We start from the raw sequence: 21,382 nt of genomic DNA, 5'->3' as shown, positions 1-21,382 counted from the left end.
TTCTCTTTTATTAATCCAACCATTTTCAGATGCGACGAATACTCAGAAAAAAGTCGTTATTCAGGAATGATCGAATATACGATGCCATCTTTGGGTTTACCGTTATGAACGAAACGGTTTCGTGCAACTCCCTCGCAGATGGCTCCGCACTTTTCAGCAATTTTGTGGCTGATGATGTTCTCAGGGTCACACACAATTTCTAGCCGAGTCAGTTTCATCTTACTAAAACAGCATTCAATTAAAGCCTCTAGCGCTTCCTTCCCATAACCTTGATGTTGATGTGAATCAGAAATCCAATAGCCCAAACACCCCATATTGAAAGATAAATAGCGTTCAGTGAGAGCGACCATTCCCATAAATTGGTTAGTCTCTTTATCAAAGACACCAAAGCCAAAAGCCAGACCTTTTAACCAGTTCAGTCGATTGGCTATGAGGAAGTCATAACCGTCTTCCGTCGAAAAATCGCTGTCGCACCAGTCGAGCCATTGATGGAGAGATGGGGAGGTTTGAATCGCTTGCGTAAACGACCCGACTTCTTCATTTTTAATCAAACGAAGTACGAGTCGTTGAGTGATGATGCAAAAATCAGGTGAAAAGTGCATAGTCAGTAGAGACCAAATGACTTAATCAATACGTCGGGCTTAATCAACACGACGAACTTGAATTATCATACCCATTAATGGGTGATCCAAATAGTGGGTTTCTGTGCTGCGCATACGTCGCTTCTGGTCCATGCGGTAAGACTTAAGGAACTCTTCAACTTGCAATGTTGGGGAAACGGACTCCAAGTTACCAACTTGAACAGTATCGTTACCTTCTTCGGGTGTTAGCTCTAGAGCTTTTTCTTCGAATGTTACATCACGAATACTTGGCTTTTTTAAATCAAGTTTAATGTCTGCAAATAGGTAGTGCTGTACGTAAACTTGAAGTTTTCCTTCCAGTTCATAGTTTGGTTGGAAATGGGTTTCTTCGGTAATCCCATCACCTAAATCTGCAACTAACTGGTTTTTCGTACGAGCTTTGCCTGTTTCATCAAACTGCTGAGAATAATCTTTGCCCGCGTTAATTTTAAATACTGGCGCACTGTGACTGCCTCTGTCTCCTTGTCGCCAAGCAACATGAAGAAGAGGGGTAAATGCCGCGTGTTTTCTTAATGCGTTGTATTGGGCGTTGAGCGCGTAGCTTGATTTGGGCAGCAAGGCGGCCCCTTTACGACGCATGCCCTCTGAATCTTGGAAAGAATAAGTACCCTCCAAATTAACTTGAGGGTTTTGATTGGGCCAAGCTTCGTTCAGAATTTCGGGATCCACTGCGCGTTTAAACAAAATGACTTCTATATCAAATTGTCGGGCTGCCATAGATTCAAATGAAAACAGGCACAGCAGTAATGGGATCAGTTTTTTCATTGTTGCTCCGTCAGATAAGAGCGGCGGCGTGCCACTCTTCGGCTGTAAATAGGCATTCGGTAAGCGTACCAAATTACGGTTTAACTTGGCAGGCGATTCTCAGCAAACTGTTGAAGTAAGTCGTTAATAAAACGCACTCTTTCACGGCGATCTGTTAATGGTATCGCAAACTTCAGCTTGGTTGGACCTTCCATTCCATATTTTTGCGGTGCTGATTGCAGCAATTTAACAAGAAATGCAGGGTTAATGTCAGCGGTAGGATAAAATTCAATAAATCCACCTTTAGCATGTGCTTCGATTTTCTTGATGTGCATTTTGCCAGCTGTCAGCTTCACTTCGCTTATTGCCAGTAAGTTCTTAGCGGCATCTGGAAGCGTGCCAAATCTATCGATGAGTTCGACTTTCATTTCTGCCAATTCATTCTCTGTACTCACGCTTGCAATGCGTTTGTACATCGATAAACGTGTGTTGATGTCAGGGATGTATTCATCGGGCAATAGTGCAGGTAAGCGCAGTTCCACTTCGGTTTGATCTCGGAGAAGTTCATCCAGAGACGGCTCTTTCCCTTCTTTTAGTGCTTCTACCGCTTGTTCTAGCATTTCCATGTAAAGGGTAAAGCCAACGGATTGAATCTGACCACTCTGATCATCACCCAATAGTTCACCAGCACCACGAATCTCTAAGTCGTGCGTGGCGAGAGTAAAGCCAGCACCTAAGTCTTCAAGTGATGCGATTGCGTCTAACCGTTTAATGGCATCCTTTGTCATGGCTTTTGGATGTGGTGTGAGCAAATAGGCGTAGGCTTGATGGTGTGAACGACCAACGCGTCCTCTTAATTGGTGCAACTGTGCCAAACCAAGATTGTCTGCTCTATCCATGATTATGGTGTTTGCCGTTGGTACATCGATACCCGTTTCGATGATGGTCGTACAGACGAGAAGGTTGAAACGCTGATGATAGAAATCATTCATGATACGTTCCAGCTCTCTTTCTCTCATTTGACCATGAGCGACGGTAATTCGAGCCTCTGGAATCAATTTTTCAAGATCAGCCGCAACTTTATCGATGGTTTCAACCTGATTGTGCAGGAAGTAAACCTGTCCACCACGCATGATTTCACGCAGTACCGCTTCTCGCGTCACGCTATCTTCTCGCTCGCGAACAAACGTTTTAATCGCCAGTCTGCGCGCGGGTGGGGTTGCAATGATAGAAAGATCACGCATACCACTCATTGCCATATTCAGTGTTCTAGGAATAGGCGTTGCGGTAAGCGTTAATATATCCACATCGGCACGCATGGCTTTTACTTTTTCCTTTTGGCGCACACCAAAGCGATGCTCTTCATCAACAACGAGCAAGCCTAAGTCTCGGAACTTGATGTCGTTTTGTAGGAGTTTGTGAGTGCCAATAATGATATCGACTTTGCCTTCTTCGACATCGGTAAGTATTTGCTTTTGTTCTTTCGCTGATTTGAAGCGAGACAGCACTTCCACGCGAATTGGGAGATTAGCAAAGCGGTCTCGGAAATTTTCAAAGTGCTGTTGAGCCAGCAATGTTGTCGGAACGAGCACTGCGACTTGCTTACTGTTGTCGGTAGAGACAAACGCTGCACGCATCGCTACTTCCGTTTTTCCGAAACCTACGTCGCCACAGACCAATCTGTCCATCGCTTTCGCTTGGCACATATCAGACAGTACGGCGTTAATAGCCATTGCTTGGTCATCGGTTTCTTCAAAAGGAAAACTTGCTTTGAAGGTAGCGTATTGCTCTCTATCTAGCTTGAATTTGAAGCCAGGTTTGAGCTCACGCTTGGCGTATACATCCAATAGTTCAGCAGCGACATCACGAACTTTTTCCGCTGCTTTTCTTCGCGCTTTTGCCCACGCTTCTCCACCAAGCTTATGCAGAGGTGCACTGTCTTCTGCACCACCTGAATATCGGCTGATTAGGTTGAGTGAAGATACCGGAACGTAAAGCTTTGCACCGTTTTGATATTCGAGTGTGACGTATTCCGTTTGCATACCACCCGCTTCAAGGGTTTGAAGCCCAGTATAGCGACCAATACCGTGATCCAAATGAACGACGGGCTGACCCGGTTTCAGCTCTGCTAAATGGCGGATAACGGTATCGGAATTGACCGCTTTGCGATCTTTTTTACGCCTTTGAATGACTCGATCGCCGAGTAAATCACTTTCGCAAATTATCGCGAGATTGGCGGATTCATGGATGAAACCATGTTCGGCAGCACCGAGAATCAATGTGGTTTTGTCTTTAGACTCGATGGCATGAGTAAGATGATTATGCTCGACGGGTTTTAGCTTGATTCGTTGCAGCAGTTCTAACAAAGCTTCGCGTCTACCTTCGGATTCAACCGAAAACACAACTTGACCGCTGAATTGTTCAATGAACTGGCGAAGCAATGCCATAGGTTCTTTGTGTTGGTGCTGAACGTGCAACTCAGGTAGGGCACATATATTTTCGTTTGAACGACCTGCTTTTTCTGAAATGGCTTCGATACTAAGCAGTGATTGAGGCAATGACTTGAAGCGAGTGTACAATTCATCTTTTTTAAGCCACAGAGCTTCAGGCTCAAGCAAAGGACGAAGTGGATCGACTTTACGTTGATCAAATCGGTAATCCACATCCGTTAGAAATGTGTCCACTGCGCTGTCTAAGTCACCGACGGTAACAAGTAGCGTATTGTCAGGAAGGTAGTCGAACAGCGTCTCTGTTTCTTCAAAGAACAGCGGCTGCCAATATTCAATACCTGCTGGCCATGTCCCTTTGCTGATTTGCATGTAAATGGATTCGGGTTCTCGGCGTGCCTCAAATTTCTGGCGCCAACGCCCACGAAAGTCTTCAATGGCTTGCTCGGTGGTAGGGAATTCGTGAGCAGGTAGTAGTCGAATCTCTTGAATGTCGTCGATCGAACGTTGATTTTCAGGATCGAATGTACGAATACTGTCTATTTCGTCATCGAAAAAATCAATTCGATAAGGGTCACTTGCCCCGGTTGGGTACAAATCGATGATTGAGCCACGGCTTGCGTATTCACCCGGCCCAAACACTTGGTCCACATGTCTATAACCAGATTTCTCCAACTGAAGCCGCAATGCATCCAGAGAATAATTATCTCCACTCTTCACCATCAATGTGTGTTGAAGTAAGAAACTACGAGGAGACTGACGTTGGAGCAGGGTACTTACGGGGATGACAGTGATGCCATCGCCTTGACTTGGCATTTGATAAAGGTGCGCGATTCTGTCAGAAATGATGTCCTGATGTGGTGAAAAATTATCATAAGGCAATGTCTCCCAATCGGGAAACAGGTGGACATCTCGCTGTGAAAATTGTTCGACCTCAGCGGAAAGCTTGAGCGCTAATTGAGGGTCTGGGACAACAAGTAACAGGTGCCCTTGATGTTGCTCTGCAAGCTGTGCGATCGCGATCGATAGTGCCGAACCTTTAAGGTTACCGACGTGCTTTTTATCTCCCGCGTTACTTGGTAACGCCAGAGAAAGAAGATTTGAATTAGGCATAACGTTTATTTTCGGTCACGTTCCAGTGAACGTTGTCTTAGTAGTTTTTGTTGTTGATGAAGTGCGGCTTTGATCAGCAAATCCTGATCTTCTTCACGCAAGAGAGAGAATGATATCGTGATTTTATGGGATTGCTCATTCTCTTCACACTCCACGACTTCGCCGTAACAGTAAATGGCTGCTGCTGGAAATTCCAGAAAAATTTTGGTTCGTACCTGTCGCCCTAACGGTAATGCATTTTTAGAGAAGTACGTGAACTGGCTAGCGCCAAAAGAAGTCGTGGTATGGCTGAATGCAGGGTCATTTTGTTGAGAAAGCATATAGGTGAGTAATAAATTCAGCTTGCTGTTCTGAGTTTCCAGCAATTGAACGACATGAGATAGGTCGCTACTGCGGAGTTCTCCAATGGCTTTCTCCGTTACGGTGTCGAGGGAACTGAATTCGCTTGCGACCAAGAAAGGTGCCGGGATCTCAGTAACAAACTGCTCTAAATCCGGTAAAATGAACTCGGATTCTAGCGGTTCAATGTTGACTGATAGTCCATGTTGGACGGTAAAATACTCTTGCTGGCTCATACGGCAATTCCTTTCTGTTAACCTTTTGATTATCGTCATGTAGGCGTATGAATCAAGAAAACCCCTCGTATATGTCGTTTTTTCGTCAATTTAATTCTGCAAATCTCAGTAAAGACTACTAAATCAGTGTCTTTCTCGTTACATTACCGACCAGAGATTTATCAAGGTTCCCTTAATATGTTCCATCCCATTTCAATTTACATCGGGTTGCGTTATTTGCGCGGAAGGTCAGGAGATCGCTTCAGTCGCTTTGTTTCTTTTATGTCGACAGCTGGCATAACGATTGGTGTTCTGGCGCTAATTACGGTCACATCCGTAATGAATGGATTTGAAGGGCAATTGAAAGGACGAATCTTGGGGGTATTACCTCATGCAGTTATTAGTCAGGATTCCGGAAAAGCGGAAAAAACTGATGCACCACCAGAATTTCTGTCTCAGTATTCATTATCTTCCAAACCTTCCCCAATTGTTCGGTCTGAAGCGGTTATACAAAGCCCAGTTCAGTTAAGTGCTGGTATGCTGTTAGGCATTGACCCTGCGTTAAATGATCCCATAGGAAAACATTTGCTTGGTGGAAAACTAGAGCAGCTGGAGCAGGGGGAATACCGAGTATTTTTGGGGCATACCTTGGCTCGTCAATTAAAATCGAGGGTTGGCGATAAAGTGAGGATCATGGTGACAGGTGCGAGCCGATTCACTCCTTTAGGACGAATTCCTAGCCAAAGAAATTTTACTGTGGCCGGCGTATTTAATACGGGATCCGATGTGGATGCACAGTTGATGGTTGCGAATATTAATGATGCCGGTCGCCTGCTTCGATATTCTTCCGACACGATTACGGGTTGGAGACTGAGTTTTGATGATCCGTTCATCGTGTCTGAATATGCCTCGCTCTCATTACCTAGTGGGTGGAAATGGAGCGATTGGCGCGAGCAAAGAGGTGAGCTATTCCAAGCCGTTAAGATGGAAAAAAATATGATGGGTCTGATGCTAGGGCTTATTGTTGCTGTTGCGGCATTTAATATTATTTCTGCGTTGATTATGGTGGTAATGGAGAAGCAAGCTGAAGTCGCCATTCTAAAAACGCAGGGTTTATCCAATTTTCAGGTAATGACTGTCTTTATTGTTCAGGGGGCGAGTAGCGGAATTATTGGCTCTTTGGTGGGGGGCTTGTTAGGTATAGCGCTTGCGACAAACATAAACGGTGTATTAGAAACGTTTAATTTGAGCTTGTTTGCCGTCGGTGGTGAACTGCCCGTTCTTATCAATTATTCGCAAGTTTTCACCATCATCATACTTGCAGTGGCATTGAGTATTGTTGCCACGTTGTATCCTTCTTATCGGGCTTCGTCCGTCAAACCTGCTGAGGCACTTCGTTATGAGTAAATTACTTCTTTGTGATTCTGTCTGTAAAACCTATCGCGAAGGGAGTGTGGAAACCGAAGTTCTGAAAGGGGTGAGCTTTGCATTGGACGCAGGAGAGCTGGTCTCTATTGTAGGTTCTTCGGGGTCTGGAAAAAGCACTTTATTGCATGTTTTGGGAGCGCTAGATGATGCTTCTGAGGGAGAAGTCTCGTTTCAAGAGCAAAGCCTAAAGAAGTTATCGGGCAATCAGCAAGCGAAGCTGCGTAATCAACACATTGGTTTTGTGTATCAATTTCATCACCTTCTAGCTGATTTTACCGCAGTTGAAAACGTCGCTATGCCTCTTATGATTGGCGGTTCATCTCCAAAGCAGGCGAAATCAAAAGCAGAGAGCTTGCTCACTAAAGTAGGGTTAGCACATAGGTTGGCGCACCGACCTGCGGAACTTTCTGGTGGCGAACGGCAAAGAGTGGCTATCGCCAGAGCTTTAGTGAATGAGCCTGCACTGGTACTTGCCGATGAACCAACTGGTAACCTAGACCATACTACGGCTTTGGCTATTTATGACCTTATGCGTGAATTAAATCGAGAGTCTGGTACGGCATTTCTTGTTGTTACCCATGACAATGAACTTGCTGACAAGATGGACCGAAAGCTGCACATGCAAGATGGGCTACTGGTTCACGAAAATGAAATGCGCGTCGCGCACTAAGAGGCTGACCAGATGTTTTCTCTTTCCTTACTTATTGGAAGCCGCTTTAGCCGTGCTAAACAACGGAACAAATTAGTTTCGTTTATCTCTTTGTCTTCTACGATTGGTATTGCTGTCGGTGTGGCTGTTGTACTTATCGGTTTATCTGCGATGAACGGTTTTGAACGCGAACTTGAAAACCGTGTGCTTGCGGTTATTCCTCATGGTGAGTTTGAAGGGTTTAATGCCCCTATTTCAGATTGGCAAACTGTCGCGAGAACAGCAGAAGAGCATGAAAAAGTGATCGCGGCTGCCCCCTATATTCGACTAACTGGTTTAGCGGAGAAAGGGCAAACACTAAAGGCAGTGGAGATAAGAGGCGTCGACCCTCAATTGGAATCACGAGTGTCGAATCTATCTGACTACATTGGGGAGGAAGCGTGGCAGAATTTTCGCTCCGGCAGTAATCAAGTGATATTAGGAAAGGGGATTGCCGACCATCTTGGAGTAACGCTGGGTGAGAGCATTACTTTGTTGATTCCTCAAACGAGTAATTCGCTGAAAGTGCGCTCTCCAAAGCGTGTCCGCTTGAAAATCGTTGGGCTTCTGTCCTTAGGGGGGCAAATCGATCATGGGCTGGTATTGCTGCCTTTAGAAGATGCACAGAAATACTCTGATATTACTGAAGGTGTTACGGGTGTTTCCATTAAAACGACCGATGTCCTTAATGCTCAAATGATTGTGCGAGAAGCGGGTAACACGCTGCAAGTAAAGGTGTACCTAAAAAGCTGGCAGCAAAAGTTTGGCTTCTTGTACCGAGATATACAACTGGTTAGAACCATCATGTACCTAGTAATGGTATTGGTGATCAGCGTTGCTTGTTTCAACATCGTGTCTACTTTGATGATGGCGGTAAAAGACAGGCTTTCAGAAATTGCTATTCTAAAAACGATGGGTGCGACGGATGGGCTTATTCGTCGTACTTTTGTTTGGCAAGGAGTGTTTTCTGGAATAACGGGAAGTCTTGCTGGCAGTGCTTTAGGGGTGCTCGTTTCGAGTAATTTGACCGTTTTAATTAAAGGGCTTGAAAGTCTCGTTGGCCATCAATTTTTGTCGGGAGATATCTATTTTATCGACTTCTTACCCTCCGAGATTATTTGGCAAGACGTAGCGCTGGTTTCTGGCACCGCAGTTATCTTAAGTCTATTCGCTACGCTTTATCCTGCATCTAGAGCCAGTCAGACTAACCCCGCGAAAGTGCTGAGTGGTAAATAACCCGATTTGAATTGGAAAGTGACGAACTTAAAAGGGCTCAATGTGAGCCCTTTTTTGATGGTAGTAACTAAATCTAATTGTGAGAAACAGCGTGATTACATTTAGCTGTATATCGGCTCGGAGCGTTAGACTTCCAGTTACTTATTGTTAGAAAAATCTTCTAACGTACACGCACTCCGCGTTTTTGCCAGCTACGGACAACGGAGTAACGCCAAATCCCGCGTATGCCAAAGTAGCCCGCCATGGCACTGACCACACCGCAGATGGCGCATCCAAGAATAAACGGGGGACCGATGGTCGACATTTGAGCAACAATAAAATCCCAAGACAGCTCAAAGTGAAAGGTTTGCGGTGGAACAGACATAACGACTGCGCCTACTTTATACGCGAAGTAGAACAAAACGGGCATGGTAATAGGGTTGCTGACCCAAACGAGAGCGACAGAAAGTGGCAGGTTCACCCCGCAAGCAATTGCAAGACCGGCTGCCATGATCATCTGGCTAGGGAGTGGAACAAATGCCATAAACAAACCAACGGCAAATGCACCAGCGGCAGAACGACGATTTAGGCACCACAAGTTTGGGTTATATAGAACGTTGCCAAAGATTTTAAGGGCTTTTTGACGTTTGATTAATTCGTGATCGGGCAAGAAACGTCGGATTAGTTTTTTTGGCATAGGATATGAAAACTCACTTATCTAACTGGACACTAACTTCTTTCACGACATTGATTGCTTCGTCCGCACTTTGGACAATAATGCCGAGTGTTTACTGGGTCTTTCCTGCAATTATCCTATGCTTGCTCGTTTGGAATAGACCTTATACTGATTGCCTGAAAGGCATGTTACTCGGTTTAATAGTGGTAGTCGTCCATTCCAGCCTATTTCAACACCAGCAACGTTTGCTTTTTTCTGAAGGTCAGAATAGTACCATAACTGGGCAGATTGACAGCTTTTTTAAACAAATAAGTCATGGATATGAAGCGTCTTTTGTGGTGCATCAACTTAACGGCAGGAAAATTCCATATTTGCTCCGACCGACCGTTAGAGTTATTTGGTCTATTGATGGCGAGCTGCCATTGCTGGGCCAATTTTTAACCTTAGACGCCGCTCTCAAACCGGTTTATGGTCGGTTAAATGAAGCAGGCAGAGACCAAGAAAAACATTACGTAGCGAATCGTTGGCATGGGAAAGCGGTGGTTAAGCAAGCGACACTTCTTTACAACACCACTCAGTATAGACAAAGCCTTCACAGCCGTGTTTTTAATCTTGTGAACGATTTCAAAAGTGCACCATATCTGCTCGCACTCAGTTTTGGAGACAGACGAGGTTTAACGGATTCAGATTGGCGGTACCTACAAAGCAGTGGTCTTCTTCATTTGATGGCGATTTCCGGATTGCATATTGGTTTGATATTTGGACTAGGGTGGTTTTTTGGTCGAGTTATTGCACTTGTTCTGCCACAACCTTCGGTGAGAGTGTGGTTACCGATTGTAGCTGGGTTAATAGCTGCCTCAATCTACGCCAGCCTAGCGGGTTTCTCTATACCGACTCAGCGTGCACTTGTCGCGTGTATTATTCTCACAACCGTAAAACTAGCGGGTGCTCATTTTAGCAATTGGCGTCTGCTACTGATTGTTTGTTCGATTCTTTTATTATTGGATCCGTTTGCTGTACTTTCAGCCAGCTTCTGGCTCTCGTTCTCTGCTGTTTCAGTGATTTTTATCTTTATCGGTCTAAGGCGTTCAGAACAAAGTAATAAATGGCAAAAAGCCCGTGTTTTGCTTGAAATGCAATTTTGGTTGCTCATCGCACTTGCGCCAGTTTCGATTTTTGTATTTTCAGGCTTCAGCGTTCTTTCACCCATATACAACTTTGTCTTTTTACCGTTAGTAAGCTTGGTGACATTACCTTTTATTAGCCTTGCTTTGTTGTTCACCGCGGCTTCACCAAATCTTGCTTATCCGTTTTGGCAAGTTGCGGACTGGTCACTAAGCCCGATTATTTGGTCTTTAGAATGGGGAGAATATGGTTGGCTATCTCTTTCCTCTCGTTACGCTTTTTTCGTTTGTGCCTTGGTTACTTTATTGGTTTTGTCATTTCAATTTCGCTCTGTCATTCCTGTGATGTTTTTAGTTGTGACGATGTTATGGCGGTTTCCTCACGAACCCAAGCCAATATGGCGTGTGGATATGTTGGATGTGGGTCATGGGCTCGCGGTTCTTATTGAGAAGAATGGTAAAGGTATTTTGTATGACACTGGCATGGGGTGGGAAGGAGGGAGCTACGCGAAAAGCGTGATTCACCCAGTGCTTAAGAATCGAGGAATTAAATACTTAGATGGTTTTGTTCTCAGCCATCTAGATGCGGACCATGCTGGTGGGAAAGGTTATGTTGAATCGGAAATACAACCGAATTGGCGTAGAGCAAGCCAAAGTCTTGAGGGCTATCAGCCTTGTATTCGCGGGGAACAATGGTATTGGCAGGGACTGCGTTTTGAGGCGATGTGGCCTCCTCGCTTAACGCGTCGAGCATATAACCCTCATTCATGCGTTATTAGGGTCAGCGATGGCAAAACATCGATATTATTAACGGGTGACATTGATGCCATCAGCGAGTTTATATTATCTCAACAGGGCGAACACTTAGCTTCAGATATTCTTATCGTTCCTCACCATGGGTCAAGCACATCGTCTAAGAGTTTGTTTGTTGACCGTGTTGTACCAGATATTGCAATTGCCTCGTTGGCAAAAGGGAATCGATGGAATTTGCCATCGGCGCAAGTCCGCAAAGTGTACGAATCAAAAGGCATAAAATGGATGGATACGGGGGAAGAAGGACAAATATCAATCCTGATTTACAAGGACAAATGGGACATTAAAACCGCTAGAGCTGAACATTCCCCTCGCTGGTATAGGCAGATAGTAAGGAAAGGAGTAGAATAAGCGGAATTTTTTGACAATGACCTTTCTTATGTCGCAAGAAATAGATCAATCGACCTTTCAAACCTTTAAGCGCTTATGGCCTTATATTTCCTCATACAAAGCCGGTATTTTCATCGCGATTATTGCATTGGTGATTAATGCGCTCAGCGATACATACATGCTTTCTTTACTTAAGCCTTTACTAGACGAAGGCTTTGGTCAGTCGGACTCTGAGTTTTTACGCACAATGCCGATCATCATTCTGGTGTTAATGATCGTCCGTGGCGGAAGTGGGTTTGTGTCAGCGTATTTTATGAGCTGGGTTTCCAATAATGTGGTAATGAAGCTTCGCCGGCAGGTGTTTAATCATTTTATGCAAATGCCAGTCTCCTTTTTCGACAGGGAGTCTACTGGTCGACTACTTTCTCGCATTACTTATGATACGGAGCAAGTGGCAGGGGCAACGAGTCAAGCATTGGTCAATATCGTCCGCGAAACTGCAAGCTTGTTAGGGCTGATCGGTTTGATGGTATGGAGCAGCTGGCAGCTCTCTTTAGTGCTGTTGGTTGTGGGACCAATTGTTGCGATCGCTATTGGTGTTGTGTCTCGTCGATTCCGCAAAATTTCTAAAAATATGCAGACTGAAATGGGGAACCTCACCTCTTCTTCGGAGCAGATGTTGAACGGTCACAAAGTTGTATTGAGTTGCGGTGGTCAACCGGTAGAAGAAGAGCGATTCAATCACGTCAGCAATGCGATGCGTCAGCAAAATATGAAGATGGTCGTGGTCTCACAACTCTCGAGCCCTGTAATACAAATGATCGGCTCTTCTGCGTTAGTTACTGTGTTGTTCCTAGCTTCTGTTGATTCTATTCGCGCAGAGTTGACCGCGGGTACGTTTACAGTCGTCTTTTCTGCGATGTTAAGTATGCTTCGACCTCTTCGTGGATTAACTTCGGTTATGTCCGACTTCCAGCGCGGTATGGCGGCTTGCCAAACGTTGTTTAGCTTAATGGATATGCCAACAGAAAATGATGAAGGTAAGTTAGTTAAAGAAAAGGTGAAAGGCGATGTAGAGGTACGAAACGCCACTTTTACTTATCCAACAAAAGATACTCCCGCGTTAAAAGATGTCAGCTTCAATATACCGTCGGGGAAAACAGTGGCATTGGTTGGCCGCTCAGGTTCCGGAAAAAGTACGATAGCGAGCCTATTTACGCGATTCTACAATTTAGATTCAGGTTCAATTTCTCTAGATGGACATGATGTACGAGATTATGACTTACAGAATCTTCGCACCCATTTTGGTATCGTGTCTCAGCACGTTCACTTGTTTAACGACACGGTAGCAAACAACATTGCTTATGCTGCGGAAGATAAGTTTACAAAAGAACAAATCATTGAAGCGGCCAAGCTCGCGTATGCGCATGAGTTTATCGAGGCACTAGATAACGGGTACGACACGGTTATCGGTGAGAATGGAACGACTCTATCTGGTGGGCAGAGGCAAAGGCTCGCCATTGCACGTGCATTGCTGCGTGATGCTCCAGTTTTGATTCTTGATGAAGCCACGTCTGCTTTGGATACTGAATCTGAACGCGCAATTCAAGCTGCGTTGGATGTGTTGCAAAAAGATAAGACAGTCTTGGTGATTGCACACCGTTTGTCTACCATTGAAAATGCCGATGAGATATTAGTTATTGAAGATGGGAAAGTGATAGAGCGTGGTCAGCACGATGCATTGATGTCGGAAGACGGAGCTTATGCGTCGCTTTACTACATTCAATTTAGTGAGTCAAATTAATGGTAGAGAAGATCTGGTTTGAGCGACATTGGCTGAGCTTTTTGCTTTGGCCCATATTATGGCCGCTCAGCCTGTTGTTTGGTTTTGTCAGTACAAAGCGTAAACAAGATTTCTTGAGCCAAAAAAAAGCACGTTACCACGCCCCCATTCCTGTCGTCGTCGTTGGTAACATTACCGCGGGTGGGAATGGCAAGACACCTGTCGTGGTATGGCTTGTGGAAATGCTACAGGCTAAAGGGCTTAAGCCAGGGGTGGTATCACGGGGCTATGGAGCTAAAGCGCCAAGTTATCCGTTTTTGGTAACGCTGGATTCTAGCCCAGACCATTGTGGCGATGAGCCTCTTTTAATTCATCGTCGTACAAATGCCCCTGTTGTCGTCGATCCGAACCGAAGCAATGCTGTAAAAGCGCTCTTGGATTCAGGGGTCGATATTGTTGTCACTGACGATGGTTTGCAGCACTACGCATTAAACAGAGACATTGAAATTGTTGTTGTCGATGGTGTTAGGCGTATGGGAAATGAGAAGCTTATCCCTATGGGACCACTACGTGAGCCTGTTTCACGGATAGATGAAGTGGACTTTGTTATCACCAACGGTGGCAGTGCTCGTGCAAACGAATTTCCAATGATTCTAGAGCCTTCTAAAGCCATCAACTTGGTAACGAATGAACAGAAAAGTGCTGTTGAACTCGAATGTGCAGTGGCAATGGCGGGAATTGGTCATCCTCCTCGCTTTTTCGAAACCTTGAAGAGTATGGGATTGAATGTTTTAGCGGAACATGGTTTTGCTGATCATCAGGCAATGACAGAACAACAGATTAGTGCCATTGAATTGGCAGGTAAGCCGCTTATTATGACAGAAAAAGATGCTGTCAAATGTTTGCCTTTTGCAAAGGATAACTGGTGGTATCTACCGGTCTCTGCAACCCTACCTGCACAAGATACTGATAAGATATTACAAAGAATAAATGAGGTAATGAAAGAATATGGATCATCGACTGCTTGAGATTGTGGCGTGCCCTGTATGCAAAGGTAAACTGACTTTTGATAAAGATAAGCAAGAACTTATCTGTAAAATCGACCGCCTTGCTTACCCAATTAAAGAAGGCATTCCTGTTCTGCTTGAGCCGGAAGCTCGCACTATTTCAATGGATGAGGGCAAGTAAATGGCATTTACAGTTGTCATTCCTGCTCGATACCAATCGACGAGATTACCAGGTAAACCTCTTGCAGATATAGCGGGTAAACCTATGATTGAATGGGTTTACCTGCAAGCTATTCAAGCTGGTGCTGAAAACGTCATTATTGCTACCGATGACAATCGCGTTCAACAAGCGGCTGAAGGGTTTGGTGCGACGGTGTGCATGACATCGGACAAACATGAGTCGGGTACTGAGCGCTTGGCTGAAGTGGTTGATTTAATGAATATTCCGCCTGAACACATTATCGTTAATGTGCAAGGCGATGAGCCTTTGATTCCCCCAGCTATCATTTCGCAAGTGGCGCGAAACCTTCAGCAAAGCAATGCACCTATGGCAACGCTTTCAGTAGAAATTGAAGACGAACATGAAGTGTTTAACCCTAATGTTGTTAAAGTAGTTACGGATGAAAAAGGGTACGCACTGTATTTTAGCCGCGCTTCAATTCCTTGGGACAGAGATGACTTTTCGAAACCCAAGCCGTCTATTAGCCAGCCAGTACAACGTCATATTGGCATCTACGCATATAGAGCGGGTTTCATAAAAACCTACATAAACTGGGAACCGAGCGCGCTAGAGCGAATCGAATATTTAGAGCAATTGAGAGTGCTTTGGTACGGTGAGAAGATCCACGTAGAAGTTGCCAAAGAAACACCCGCAGCAGGGGTTGATACTCCAGAAGACTTAGAAGTGGTTAGAAAACTACTATCTCGTTAGACTACTTTAGCGTTTTAAAAAAATAGCAGCTAAATCGCTGCTATTTTTTATTCTGGGTGAGTAACGAGCGTTACATTATTTGCTTCAAGGTACGAGATGTAACGATCACTTCGAAGGTAATCATATTCCTTAATCCTCGCTAAACTGTGCTCCACGTTTGCCCCTTCTACGGCTGGGTGACACATAATTAATCCGTGATTATCGAGATTGTTGACCCAACCTTCCATTAGCTCGGGAAAGTTTGCCGTTTCGCTAATGGAATACAAGCCAGCAAAACTGGAATTGGTTTGCGCATCGGTGTGTTTACCTATGACTGAATCAAAACCCAAATTCAATCCTTGTATCACAACGGCTTTTAAAGCGGAGTCGTGTCCTGTTAGCGGCACTGATGGTCTTCTAATCCATGGAGTCTCAACTGCGTAGCGTTGGTTAACGACGGAGGCTAAAACGTCACGGATGACTGGAAATGCGTGAACGTGCTGGTGACCATCAATGTAGTCTGGTGCTCTGCTCATTTCGTTTTCAAAGTTATCCAGTTGCTGATTAAGTGTTGTTTCAATGGCTGACTTATCCAACGTGCGCAGTACTGCACTCAGCATTAATTTGCCTAAGCTTGCAACGTGACCCAAATCGAAATGCAAGCCGAAAGCCGCCTGTCCTTCAAGTTCTTTCAATCGATTCGCAGACGATTTCCAATTCGGCATTAATGTCATGCAGCTGGTGGCGGAAATACGTTTTTTCTCAATTAACTCTAGAATGGCGTCGTCAACTTCCTGAGACATGCCATAATCGTCTGCGCAAACTATGATGCTTTTCATTAATTATTTTTCTACTTTTTCGTCTTGAAACGTATCAGCTGCATCATGTCCATCTGCGCCTTTATCTACGCTTTTTTGGTATTCTTCAACAATATAAAGAGGGCGCTTTTTAACTTCTGAGAACACTCGGGCTAGGTAGTCACCCATGATCCCGATAGACAGTAATTGAATGCCTCCTAAGAAGAAAATAGAAACAATCAGAGATGGCCAGCCAGGAACATCTGTCCCAAAGAAAAGGGTGCGAAGCAGTACTAACATTCCATATCCAAACGACATGGCAGATATCATCGCACCAACCACCATCCATATTTTTAGAGGGATGCTACTGAATGACGTTAGTCCGGTTATCGCTAGGGAAGTAAGATCTCTGAAACGAAAGGTGCTGGTTCCGCTTAATCGCTCTTCAACATCAAACGACACAGCTTTACTCTTAAAACCAACCCACGCGTACAGACCTTTCATCATGCGGGTCCGTTCAGGTAATGAAACCAACGCATTAACAACGTTTCGGCTTAACAGTCTGAAGTCACCCGCGTCTGGGTGTATATCCACATCTGAGATTCGGTTTAAAAGCCCGTAATAGACTTTAGTGAACGCTCTTTTCGCAAAAGATTCGTCGTCTCTATTTGCTCTAACCCCGTAAACCATGTCGAAACCTTCACGCCAGTGCTCAATGAACTGTTCGATGACAGGTAACGGGTGTTGACCATCCGAATCCATGATAACGACTACGTCCCCACGGGCATTGTCCAAACCGGCGCTAAGAGCAATTTCTTTACCAAAATTTCTGGATAACTTCACGACAGAAATAGGGTAACTATTCGCAAGCTCTTGAGCGACGCTTACTGTGTTATCTGCACTGCCATCGTCAACAATAAGAATTTCAACTTCTTGGCAAAACTGCTTCAAGTAATTGTATGTTTCTGGCACGACATGCGGAAGATTCTCTGCTTCATTATAAGCAGGCAATAAACATGTGATCATATTAGGAAGATCACGACGATTTTGGCTTTCTGTGCGAGGGGCGTTTGAAGCGCTCATATTTTTATCACCAATCTGGATTTACCTTCGGCAATTAACCTAAAGGACAACAACGCGCCATTATAAACAGGTTTGACCTTAGTAATAAATAAACACAACTTGATATTTCGTATTGCTTCCAGCTTATCGAGTCTGTTCGCGAGAAAAATTATTCCTATAAAGCTCAATTTAACAAAGATAACAATTATGGAACTGGAAGTTTCTATAGCCTTGAACACCTTGAAAATCCTTACGCCTAACTATTTGACCTGATTTGTTTAATCTCATCAATGTAATTGGCGAACGCAATCGATTAGATTGATTTCAAGACGAGAAATGATAAGCAGCCAAGACATCAATAGAGTCAGGTTTTTGTTTTTCATATAGCTCATATGTGAAGTGCTCATGAGGAGAAAGGTATGAAACGAAATCTAGCGACAATAGTCCCAATAATCTCAGTTTTTCTACTTGCAGGTTGTTTTAGCGCTAAAAACGAAACAACGAAGAGTGTAGCCCCTAAAACCACTGCGCCAAAAGTATCGACAATTGCTCCTAAAAACTCGGATCTAGAACAAAAACTTTCATTGCTTAAATCGGACGGTAAAACTCTCGGCTCTGATGCGATTGAATCCGTTATCAATTTACCGGTAGGAAAGACAAGTCTATCGATATCAGTACCCAGCAAGTTCAGTGCTGTGAAAAAGAAACAACAGTCTAAGTAGTAAGCTGCGATAAGGAAGATGACTATGAAAATTAAGAATACGCTAATGGTTTCCGCTTTAGTAGCCTGCGGAATGACGGCTTACCAAGCAAGTGCAACTGATTTATATGCTGGGGCTTACAAAGTCAATACTGCGATGGAAGAGAGCATTGATGAGATGATCATGGCGAAGCTTCAGGCCTCATTTTTCTCTTCTGCAGCACTGTACATGGATGTTTTGAGTGTCAATAGCCACAAAGCTACCCCAATCGAACTGAAAAAACAGCTAGAAGTCGCTTATAAAGAGACAAAATACACTGATGAGCAACGTCAGGACCTAGCCGATGCGTTTAATGAGGTTGGATTGGTTATTGATTACCTTGCAGATAACGAAGAGACCAAGAGGATCGTAAACGAAACACTGACCTTTTGTTCAGCGCAAGGAATTGAAGCAAAACACTGGCCTGGGATAGACGACATCGTGTCTAAGTATGGGGCTTCTGCCAAGTACGACTTTGACTCTGTTATTGTTGATGTTATCCACGCTCCTGTATCTGGGGACGATTGTGGGCAAGCAAGTTCCTGGGTAGGCAATCTTAAGAAATCAGGCTCTGAAGCGGATTACAAATCTTTGCCAAGTAACATCATTGCTTATTCGCCTGAGGTGGGTAACTCACAGGGTGAGCTGGTTTATATCTTTGAAAACAGTATCCACGAAGAGTCTGGCTTTAAAGCCAATTACGAAACGTTTACTTTCTATCAGTCTAACTCGGAAGGGGTTCCGGATGATGGCATTTTTAGAAGATACCGTGTGAGTGACGAGGTAAACGGTTCGATCAACGAATTTACGAGTAATGTATCTTGTAAGCAGTGTGGCTCGGACAGTGAGTCATTTAAAATAGAGGCAAAACGCACTGTTGATGGTGTGCTTGAATATTCAGCTGGCACTGCAATTGAAAACGCTGGAAAGCTTGCCCCTGGCTTTATTAGTGAAACAGACAAGGTTCATCTGGTCGAGTACCGTGCGTCAGGATCCACAATAGACTTATTTGATACTGAGAATGGGATCGTAGTGGGTCGAAATGCTTCAATAAGCCCAACCGATATAAACGGCATAAAACTAATGAACCTAATTGGTCAGTTCGGGCTGAACGATATCCTTAATGGCAGCGGTCTTTACAACCCAACATCGTTTGTTATCTCACCAGATTTTGGTTCCTTTACGATTACAGACTCTTCCGATTCAAACAATCACATAGTACATACTGAATCAAATATTACGGATGAAGAAGAAAAGAAAATCTTAAGAGCGATCAATGATCTGGTTTTGTCAGACGTTGCTTACAAGCAAAATGATGTGGACTCAAAAGCTTGGGAAAGCATTAAATAGTTCAAAAATTTGAACTGAAAAGTGAAATTTGTAAGCCAGCAACGAAAGGTTGCTGGCTTTTTATATTAATAACTTATGGGTGAAAGAGATAATATTCAAAGTAAATAGAAATTACGATGCTTACACGACCTTACATTTGATTGGGGCGTTAATTGGTAATATGCGCTTGCAGCTCATTCAAGGGAACTGAAATCTGCCTAAAAAATAACTATTTCATCTAATCGCTTTGAGTAAAATTTATGAAATTTAATCGTTCCCTGATGACCATGGCAGTGGTCTCTGCTTTTACCGTTATGATTTCTGGTTGTAACAAAGATTCTAACGCGTCATCGCCTACCTTACCGACGAAACCAACAACATCACCGACGACTCCAACCAATAATAAGCCAGTCGCATTTGATGCCGAAGCTTACAAAAAACAGGTGAATTCTGCACCAGAGTGCGGAGAGTGGCATTTACCTGAACATATGGAATTCTTGCCTCAGCAACAAATCCTAGATAATGCAGTGCTCGACTCTCAGATGCAAAAGTTCATTCAAGGAATGTCTTCTGCTCAGGCACTGGAAGCTATTTTAAGTCAGGCTCCTAGTGCAATAACTCCCAAAATGAAGGATGAAATAAGACAGTGTTCCTCTATTACTACAGGAAACACAGTTCATGAGTTTTCTTCGTGTGGTTCTGAAATCAAAAAGCTGTTTACCAAGCTGTATCAGAGTGATGGCAACCGATTTCGAATGATTTGTCGTGTGACAAAACCGAAAATTAATATTGCTGTCATTCCAGTTGTTATTGATGGCTACACACTACAGTCGAACAGCATTCGGCAAGAGGTGGTAGCAAGATTCGGTGAAGGCTCGAATGTGGATAAACATTTAGAAGCAACTTTAAATAAAAATGTTGAGCTTACTGTCGCATCGGAATTAGCCGTGAGTGGTATTGAGTCTGATGACGATAATAAGGTTTCATTACCCTACAAGAATCAGATTATTAACCAGTCGCTTAGCCAATTCAATGGCTCTAAATTAGATTCATCCATGTATGACCAATTGGCGTTTGTCTACATTGCAGGAAACAATACCGGTCTCATTAGCTACGGCAATATATATAAGACCGAGACACTGAGCGATGGCACAGTCCTAAAAAACCGATTTATCATAAATAGCGATTTATCCAGCAAGTCTCATGTAGAGAAATTGGGGTTGGGCTCGACGAAAAAAAGTTTAGCACCAGACCAAGTCTTATTTGTACATGAATACCTACATGGTCTTGGTTTAGGTCATGCGTCCGTCTCTCCTTGTTCCTATAAGCACTTCACTAATGGGGATAAAGTTTTCGACTTTGGTCAGTCTTGTGATTGGACGAAAACCGAAGAGTTGAACAAAGAGACTATGCATAAGTTCCATGAAGACTCCAACTACTCAGTATTTAATTATGGTATTTACAATGGTGTGATGGGAGGAAAAGGCAATATTGGTCAAGAAGTTCTGCCATATTTCCAATATCGACTTGGAGTTGTGAACAGTAAGAAAGTGGTTGAAGTAAAAACTACCAAAACCGTGGAATTGTATGGCTTTGATCCGGAAAAGGATACGGAACAGCTGATTCATTTGAGCACCAAAAATGGTCACTTCTGGCTATGGTTTAATACGGGAAATGGCCGCTTCGATTGGATGATGGAACAATCTGGAATAATGACAGGGATAGAATTGCTGGCACCAACATATGGTGATGGTCTTACTTTAGCTACGGTTTCAACTAACAAAGATGAAACCTTGATTATTATTCCTAATGATTACTCGTTAGGCAATGCAAACGATCCCACGACCTTAAGGACGGACAAGTCTTTGTTTGAGAATGGCAAATACACAATCGAAAATGTAGAAATGACGGTTTCAACTAAGGGACCAAAAGCCAAAACAATCGAGTTTGTGTTTAAGTAACTTAAAAACCAGCAACAATT

At 43.8% G+C, this 21,382-nt stretch carries 18 protein-coding genes; 11 read left to right on the top strand and 7 right to left on the bottom strand.

The genetic code is table 11. From position 1 onward, the window contains the following. Nucleotides 1-56: 56 nt before the first annotated feature. From LDO37_RS11230 to LDO37_RS11215, 4 genes are all read right to left on the bottom strand, one after another. Nucleotides 57-602: a GNAT family N-acetyltransferase gene (locus tag LDO37_RS11230; RefSeq protein ID WP_126608146.1), complete on the bottom strand. Its 546-nt coding sequence runs from the start codon at nt 600-602 to the stop codon at nt 57-59. Nucleotides 603-641: 39 nt separating this feature from the next. Then, a complete protein-coding gene (locus LDO37_RS11225; protein ID WP_101115122.1) occupies nt 642-1,406 on the bottom strand; it encodes a peptidoglycan binding protein CsiV in 765 nt (254 codons plus the stop codon). A gap of 80 nt (nt 1,407-1,486) precedes the next feature. Continuing rightward, nucleotides 1,487-4,945 (bottom strand): transcription-repair coupling factor, encoded by a 3,459-nt coding sequence (gene mfd, locus LDO37_RS11220; protein WP_126608147.1) that lies wholly within the window; start codon nt 4,943-4,945, stop codon nt 1,487-1,489. A 5-nt stretch (nt 4,946-4,950) separates the two neighbouring features. Further along, on the bottom strand, nt 4,951-5,520 hold the full coding sequence (locus tag LDO37_RS11215; protein WP_101115120.1) for a PilZ domain-containing protein: 570 nt from the start codon (nt 5,518-5,520) through the stop codon (nt 4,951-4,953). Between the two features lie 177 nt (nt 5,521-5,697). Between LDO37_RS11215 and lolC the strand changes: the two genes are divergently transcribed. Genes lolC through lolE form a run of 3 tightly spaced genes read left to right on the top strand, consistent with a single transcriptional unit; the run spans nt 5,698 to nt 8,851 of the window. After that, nucleotides 5,698-6,906: a lipoprotein-releasing ABC transporter permease subunit LolC gene (gene lolC, locus LDO37_RS11210; protein WP_126608148.1), complete on the top strand. Its 1,209-nt coding sequence runs from the start codon at nt 5,698-5,700 to the stop codon at nt 6,904-6,906. Further along, on the top strand, nt 6,899-7,597 hold the full coding sequence (lolD, locus tag LDO37_RS11205) for a lipoprotein-releasing ABC transporter ATP-binding protein LolD (RefSeq protein ID WP_126608149.1): 699 nt from the start codon (nt 6,899-6,901) through the stop codon (nt 7,595-7,597). Before lolC ends, lolD begins: the two co-directional genes overlap by 8 nt. A gap of 12 nt (nt 7,598-7,609) precedes the next feature. After that, nucleotides 7,610-8,851, top strand: coding sequence for a lipoprotein-releasing ABC transporter permease subunit LolE (lolE, locus tag LDO37_RS11200; protein WP_126608150.1), 1,242 nt, complete (start codon nt 7,610-7,612; stop codon nt 8,849-8,851). A 160-nt stretch (nt 8,852-9,011) separates the two neighbouring features. Here lolE and LDO37_RS11195 read toward each other — a convergent pair whose 3' ends face one another. After that, on the bottom strand, nt 9,012-9,527 hold the full coding sequence (locus LDO37_RS11195) for a DUF2062 domain-containing protein (RefSeq protein WP_101114947.1): 516 nt from the start codon (nt 9,525-9,527) through the stop codon (nt 9,012-9,014). A 5-nt stretch (nt 9,528-9,532) separates the two neighbouring features. Here LDO37_RS11195 and LDO37_RS11190 point away from each other — a divergent pair, with 5 nt between their 5' ends. The 5 genes from LDO37_RS11190 to kdsB are packed head-to-tail and all read left to right on the top strand — an operon-like array spanning nt 9,533 to nt 15,494. Then, nucleotides 9,533-11,794 (top strand): DNA internalization-related competence protein ComEC/Rec2, encoded by a 2,262-nt coding sequence (locus LDO37_RS11190; protein WP_126608151.1) that lies wholly within the window; start codon nt 9,533-9,535, stop codon nt 11,792-11,794. A gap of 28 nt (nt 11,795-11,822) precedes the next feature. Next, nucleotides 11,823-13,577 carry a lipid A ABC transporter ATP-binding protein/permease MsbA gene (msbA, locus tag LDO37_RS11185; protein ID WP_126608152.1) on the top strand — a complete coding sequence of 585 codons (1,755 nt, stop codon included), beginning with the start codon at nt 11,823-11,825 and terminating at the stop codon, nt 13,575-13,577. After that, nucleotides 13,577-14,584 (top strand): tetraacyldisaccharide 4'-kinase, encoded by a 1,008-nt coding sequence (lpxK, locus tag LDO37_RS11180; protein WP_126608153.1) that lies wholly within the window; start codon nt 13,577-13,579, stop codon nt 14,582-14,584. The genes msbA and lpxK overlap by 1 nt, the downstream gene beginning before the upstream one ends. Beyond that, nucleotides 14,565-14,744 carry a Trm112 family protein gene (locus LDO37_RS11175; protein ID WP_126608154.1) on the top strand — a complete coding sequence of 60 codons (180 nt, stop codon included), beginning with the start codon at nt 14,565-14,567 and terminating at the stop codon, nt 14,742-14,744. Before lpxK ends, LDO37_RS11175 begins: the two co-directional genes overlap by 20 nt. Further along, nucleotides 14,745-15,494 carry a 3-deoxy-manno-octulosonate cytidylyltransferase gene (gene kdsB, locus LDO37_RS11170; RefSeq protein WP_126608155.1) on the top strand — a complete coding sequence of 250 codons (750 nt, stop codon included), beginning with the start codon at nt 14,745-14,747 and terminating at the stop codon, nt 15,492-15,494. A 47-nt stretch (nt 15,495-15,541) separates the two neighbouring features. Here the strand turns inward: kdsB and LDO37_RS11165 are convergent, their stop codons facing one another. Together LDO37_RS11165 and LDO37_RS11160 are read right to left on the bottom strand one after the other, a co-directional pair. Continuing rightward, nucleotides 15,542-16,312 carry a ChbG/HpnK family deacetylase gene (locus LDO37_RS11165; RefSeq protein ID WP_126608156.1) on the bottom strand — a complete coding sequence of 257 codons (771 nt, stop codon included), beginning with the start codon at nt 16,310-16,312 and terminating at the stop codon, nt 15,542-15,544. 3 nt (nt 16,313-16,315) lie between these two features. Then, nucleotides 16,316-17,353 (bottom strand): glycosyltransferase family 2 protein, encoded by a 1,038-nt coding sequence (locus LDO37_RS11160; protein WP_224055199.1) that lies wholly within the window; start codon nt 17,351-17,353, stop codon nt 16,316-16,318. 398 nt (nt 17,354-17,751) lie between these two features. On the opposite strand from LDO37_RS11160, the gene LDO37_RS11155 reads away from it, so the two are divergent. The 3 genes from LDO37_RS11155 (at nt 17,752) to LDO37_RS11145 (ending at nt 21,362) form a co-directional block, all read left to right on the top strand. Continuing rightward, a complete protein-coding gene (locus LDO37_RS11155) occupies nt 17,752-18,054 on the top strand; it encodes a hypothetical protein (RefSeq protein WP_104400732.1) in 303 nt (100 codons plus the stop codon). 24 nt (nt 18,055-18,078) lie between these two features. Further along, nucleotides 18,079-19,422 (top strand): hypothetical protein, encoded by a 1,344-nt coding sequence (locus tag LDO37_RS11150; RefSeq protein ID WP_126608158.1) that lies wholly within the window; start codon nt 18,079-18,081, stop codon nt 19,420-19,422. Nucleotides 19,423-19,661: 239 nt separating this feature from the next. After that, complete coding sequence (locus tag LDO37_RS11145; RefSeq protein ID WP_224056023.1) at nt 19,662-21,362, top strand: hypothetical protein; 1,701 nt, start codon at nt 19,662-19,664, stop codon at nt 21,360-21,362. The last annotated feature ends 20 nt before the right edge of the window (nt 21,363-21,382 follow it).

It is taken from the genome of Vibrio penaeicida (assembly GCF_019977755.1).
Classification (GTDB): Bacteria; Pseudomonadota; Gammaproteobacteria; order Enterobacterales; family Vibrionaceae; genus Vibrio; species Vibrio penaeicida.
Note: the sequence above shows the minus strand (reverse complement) of the source record. Positions and strands in the feature narration are given on the sequence as shown.

Excerpts from the sequence above, each read along its gene's own strand:
- lpxK (WP_126608153.1), top strand. The coding sequence starts at position 13,577 with ATGGTAGAGAAGATCTGGTTTGAGCGACATTGGCTGAGCTTTTTGCTT.
- mfd (WP_126608147.1), bottom strand. The coding sequence starts at position 4,945 with ATGCCTAATTCAAATCTTCTTTCTCTGGCGTTACCAAGTAACGCGGGA.
- LDO37_RS11160 (WP_224055199.1), bottom strand. The coding sequence starts at position 17,353 with ATGAGCGCTTCAAACGCCCCTCGCACAGAAAGCCAAAATCGTCGTGAT.
- LDO37_RS11150 (WP_126608158.1), top strand. The coding sequence starts at position 18,079 with ATGAAAATTAAGAATACGCTAATGGTTTCCGCTTTAGTAGCCTGCGGA.
- kdsB (WP_126608155.1), top strand. The coding sequence starts at position 14,745 with ATGGCATTTACAGTTGTCATTCCTGCTCGATACCAATCGACGAGATTA.
- LDO37_RS11225 (WP_101115122.1), bottom strand. The coding sequence starts at position 1,406 with ATGAAAAAACTGATCCCATTACTGCTGTGCCTGTTTTCATTTGAATCT.
- LDO37_RS11215 (WP_101115120.1), bottom strand. The coding sequence starts at position 5,520 with ATGAGCCAGCAAGAGTATTTTACCGTCCAACATGGACTATCAGTCAAC.
- LDO37_RS11145 (WP_224056023.1), top strand. The coding sequence starts at position 19,662 with ATGAAATTTAATCGTTCCCTGATGACCATGGCAGTGGTCTCTGCTTTT.
- lolE (WP_126608150.1), top strand. The coding sequence starts at position 7,610 with ATGTTTTCTCTTTCCTTACTTATTGGAAGCCGCTTTAGCCGTGCTAAA.
- lolC (WP_126608148.1), top strand. The coding sequence starts at position 5,698 with ATGTTCCATCCCATTTCAATTTACATCGGGTTGCGTTATTTGCGCGGA.
- lolD (WP_126608149.1), top strand. The coding sequence starts at position 6,899 with ATGAGTAAATTACTTCTTTGTGATTCTGTCTGTAAAACCTATCGCGAA.
- LDO37_RS11175 (WP_126608154.1), top strand. The coding sequence starts at position 14,565 with ATGGATCATCGACTGCTTGAGATTGTGGCGTGCCCTGTATGCAAAGGT.
- LDO37_RS11190 (WP_126608151.1), top strand. The coding sequence starts at position 9,533 with ATGAAAACTCACTTATCTAACTGGACACTAACTTCTTTCACGACATTG.
- LDO37_RS11195 (WP_101114947.1), bottom strand. The coding sequence starts at position 9,527 with ATGCCAAAAAAACTAATCCGACGTTTCTTGCCCGATCACGAATTAATC.
- msbA (WP_126608152.1), top strand. The coding sequence starts at position 11,823 with ATGTCGCAAGAAATAGATCAATCGACCTTTCAAACCTTTAAGCGCTTA.
- LDO37_RS11155 (WP_104400732.1), top strand. The coding sequence starts at position 17,752 with ATGAAACGAAATCTAGCGACAATAGTCCCAATAATCTCAGTTTTTCTA.
- LDO37_RS11165 (WP_126608156.1), bottom strand. The coding sequence starts at position 16,312 with ATGAAAAGCATCATAGTTTGCGCAGACGATTATGGCATGTCTCAGGAA.
- LDO37_RS11230 (WP_126608146.1), bottom strand. The coding sequence starts at position 602 with ATGCACTTTTCACCTGATTTTTGCATCATCACTCAACGACTCGTACTT.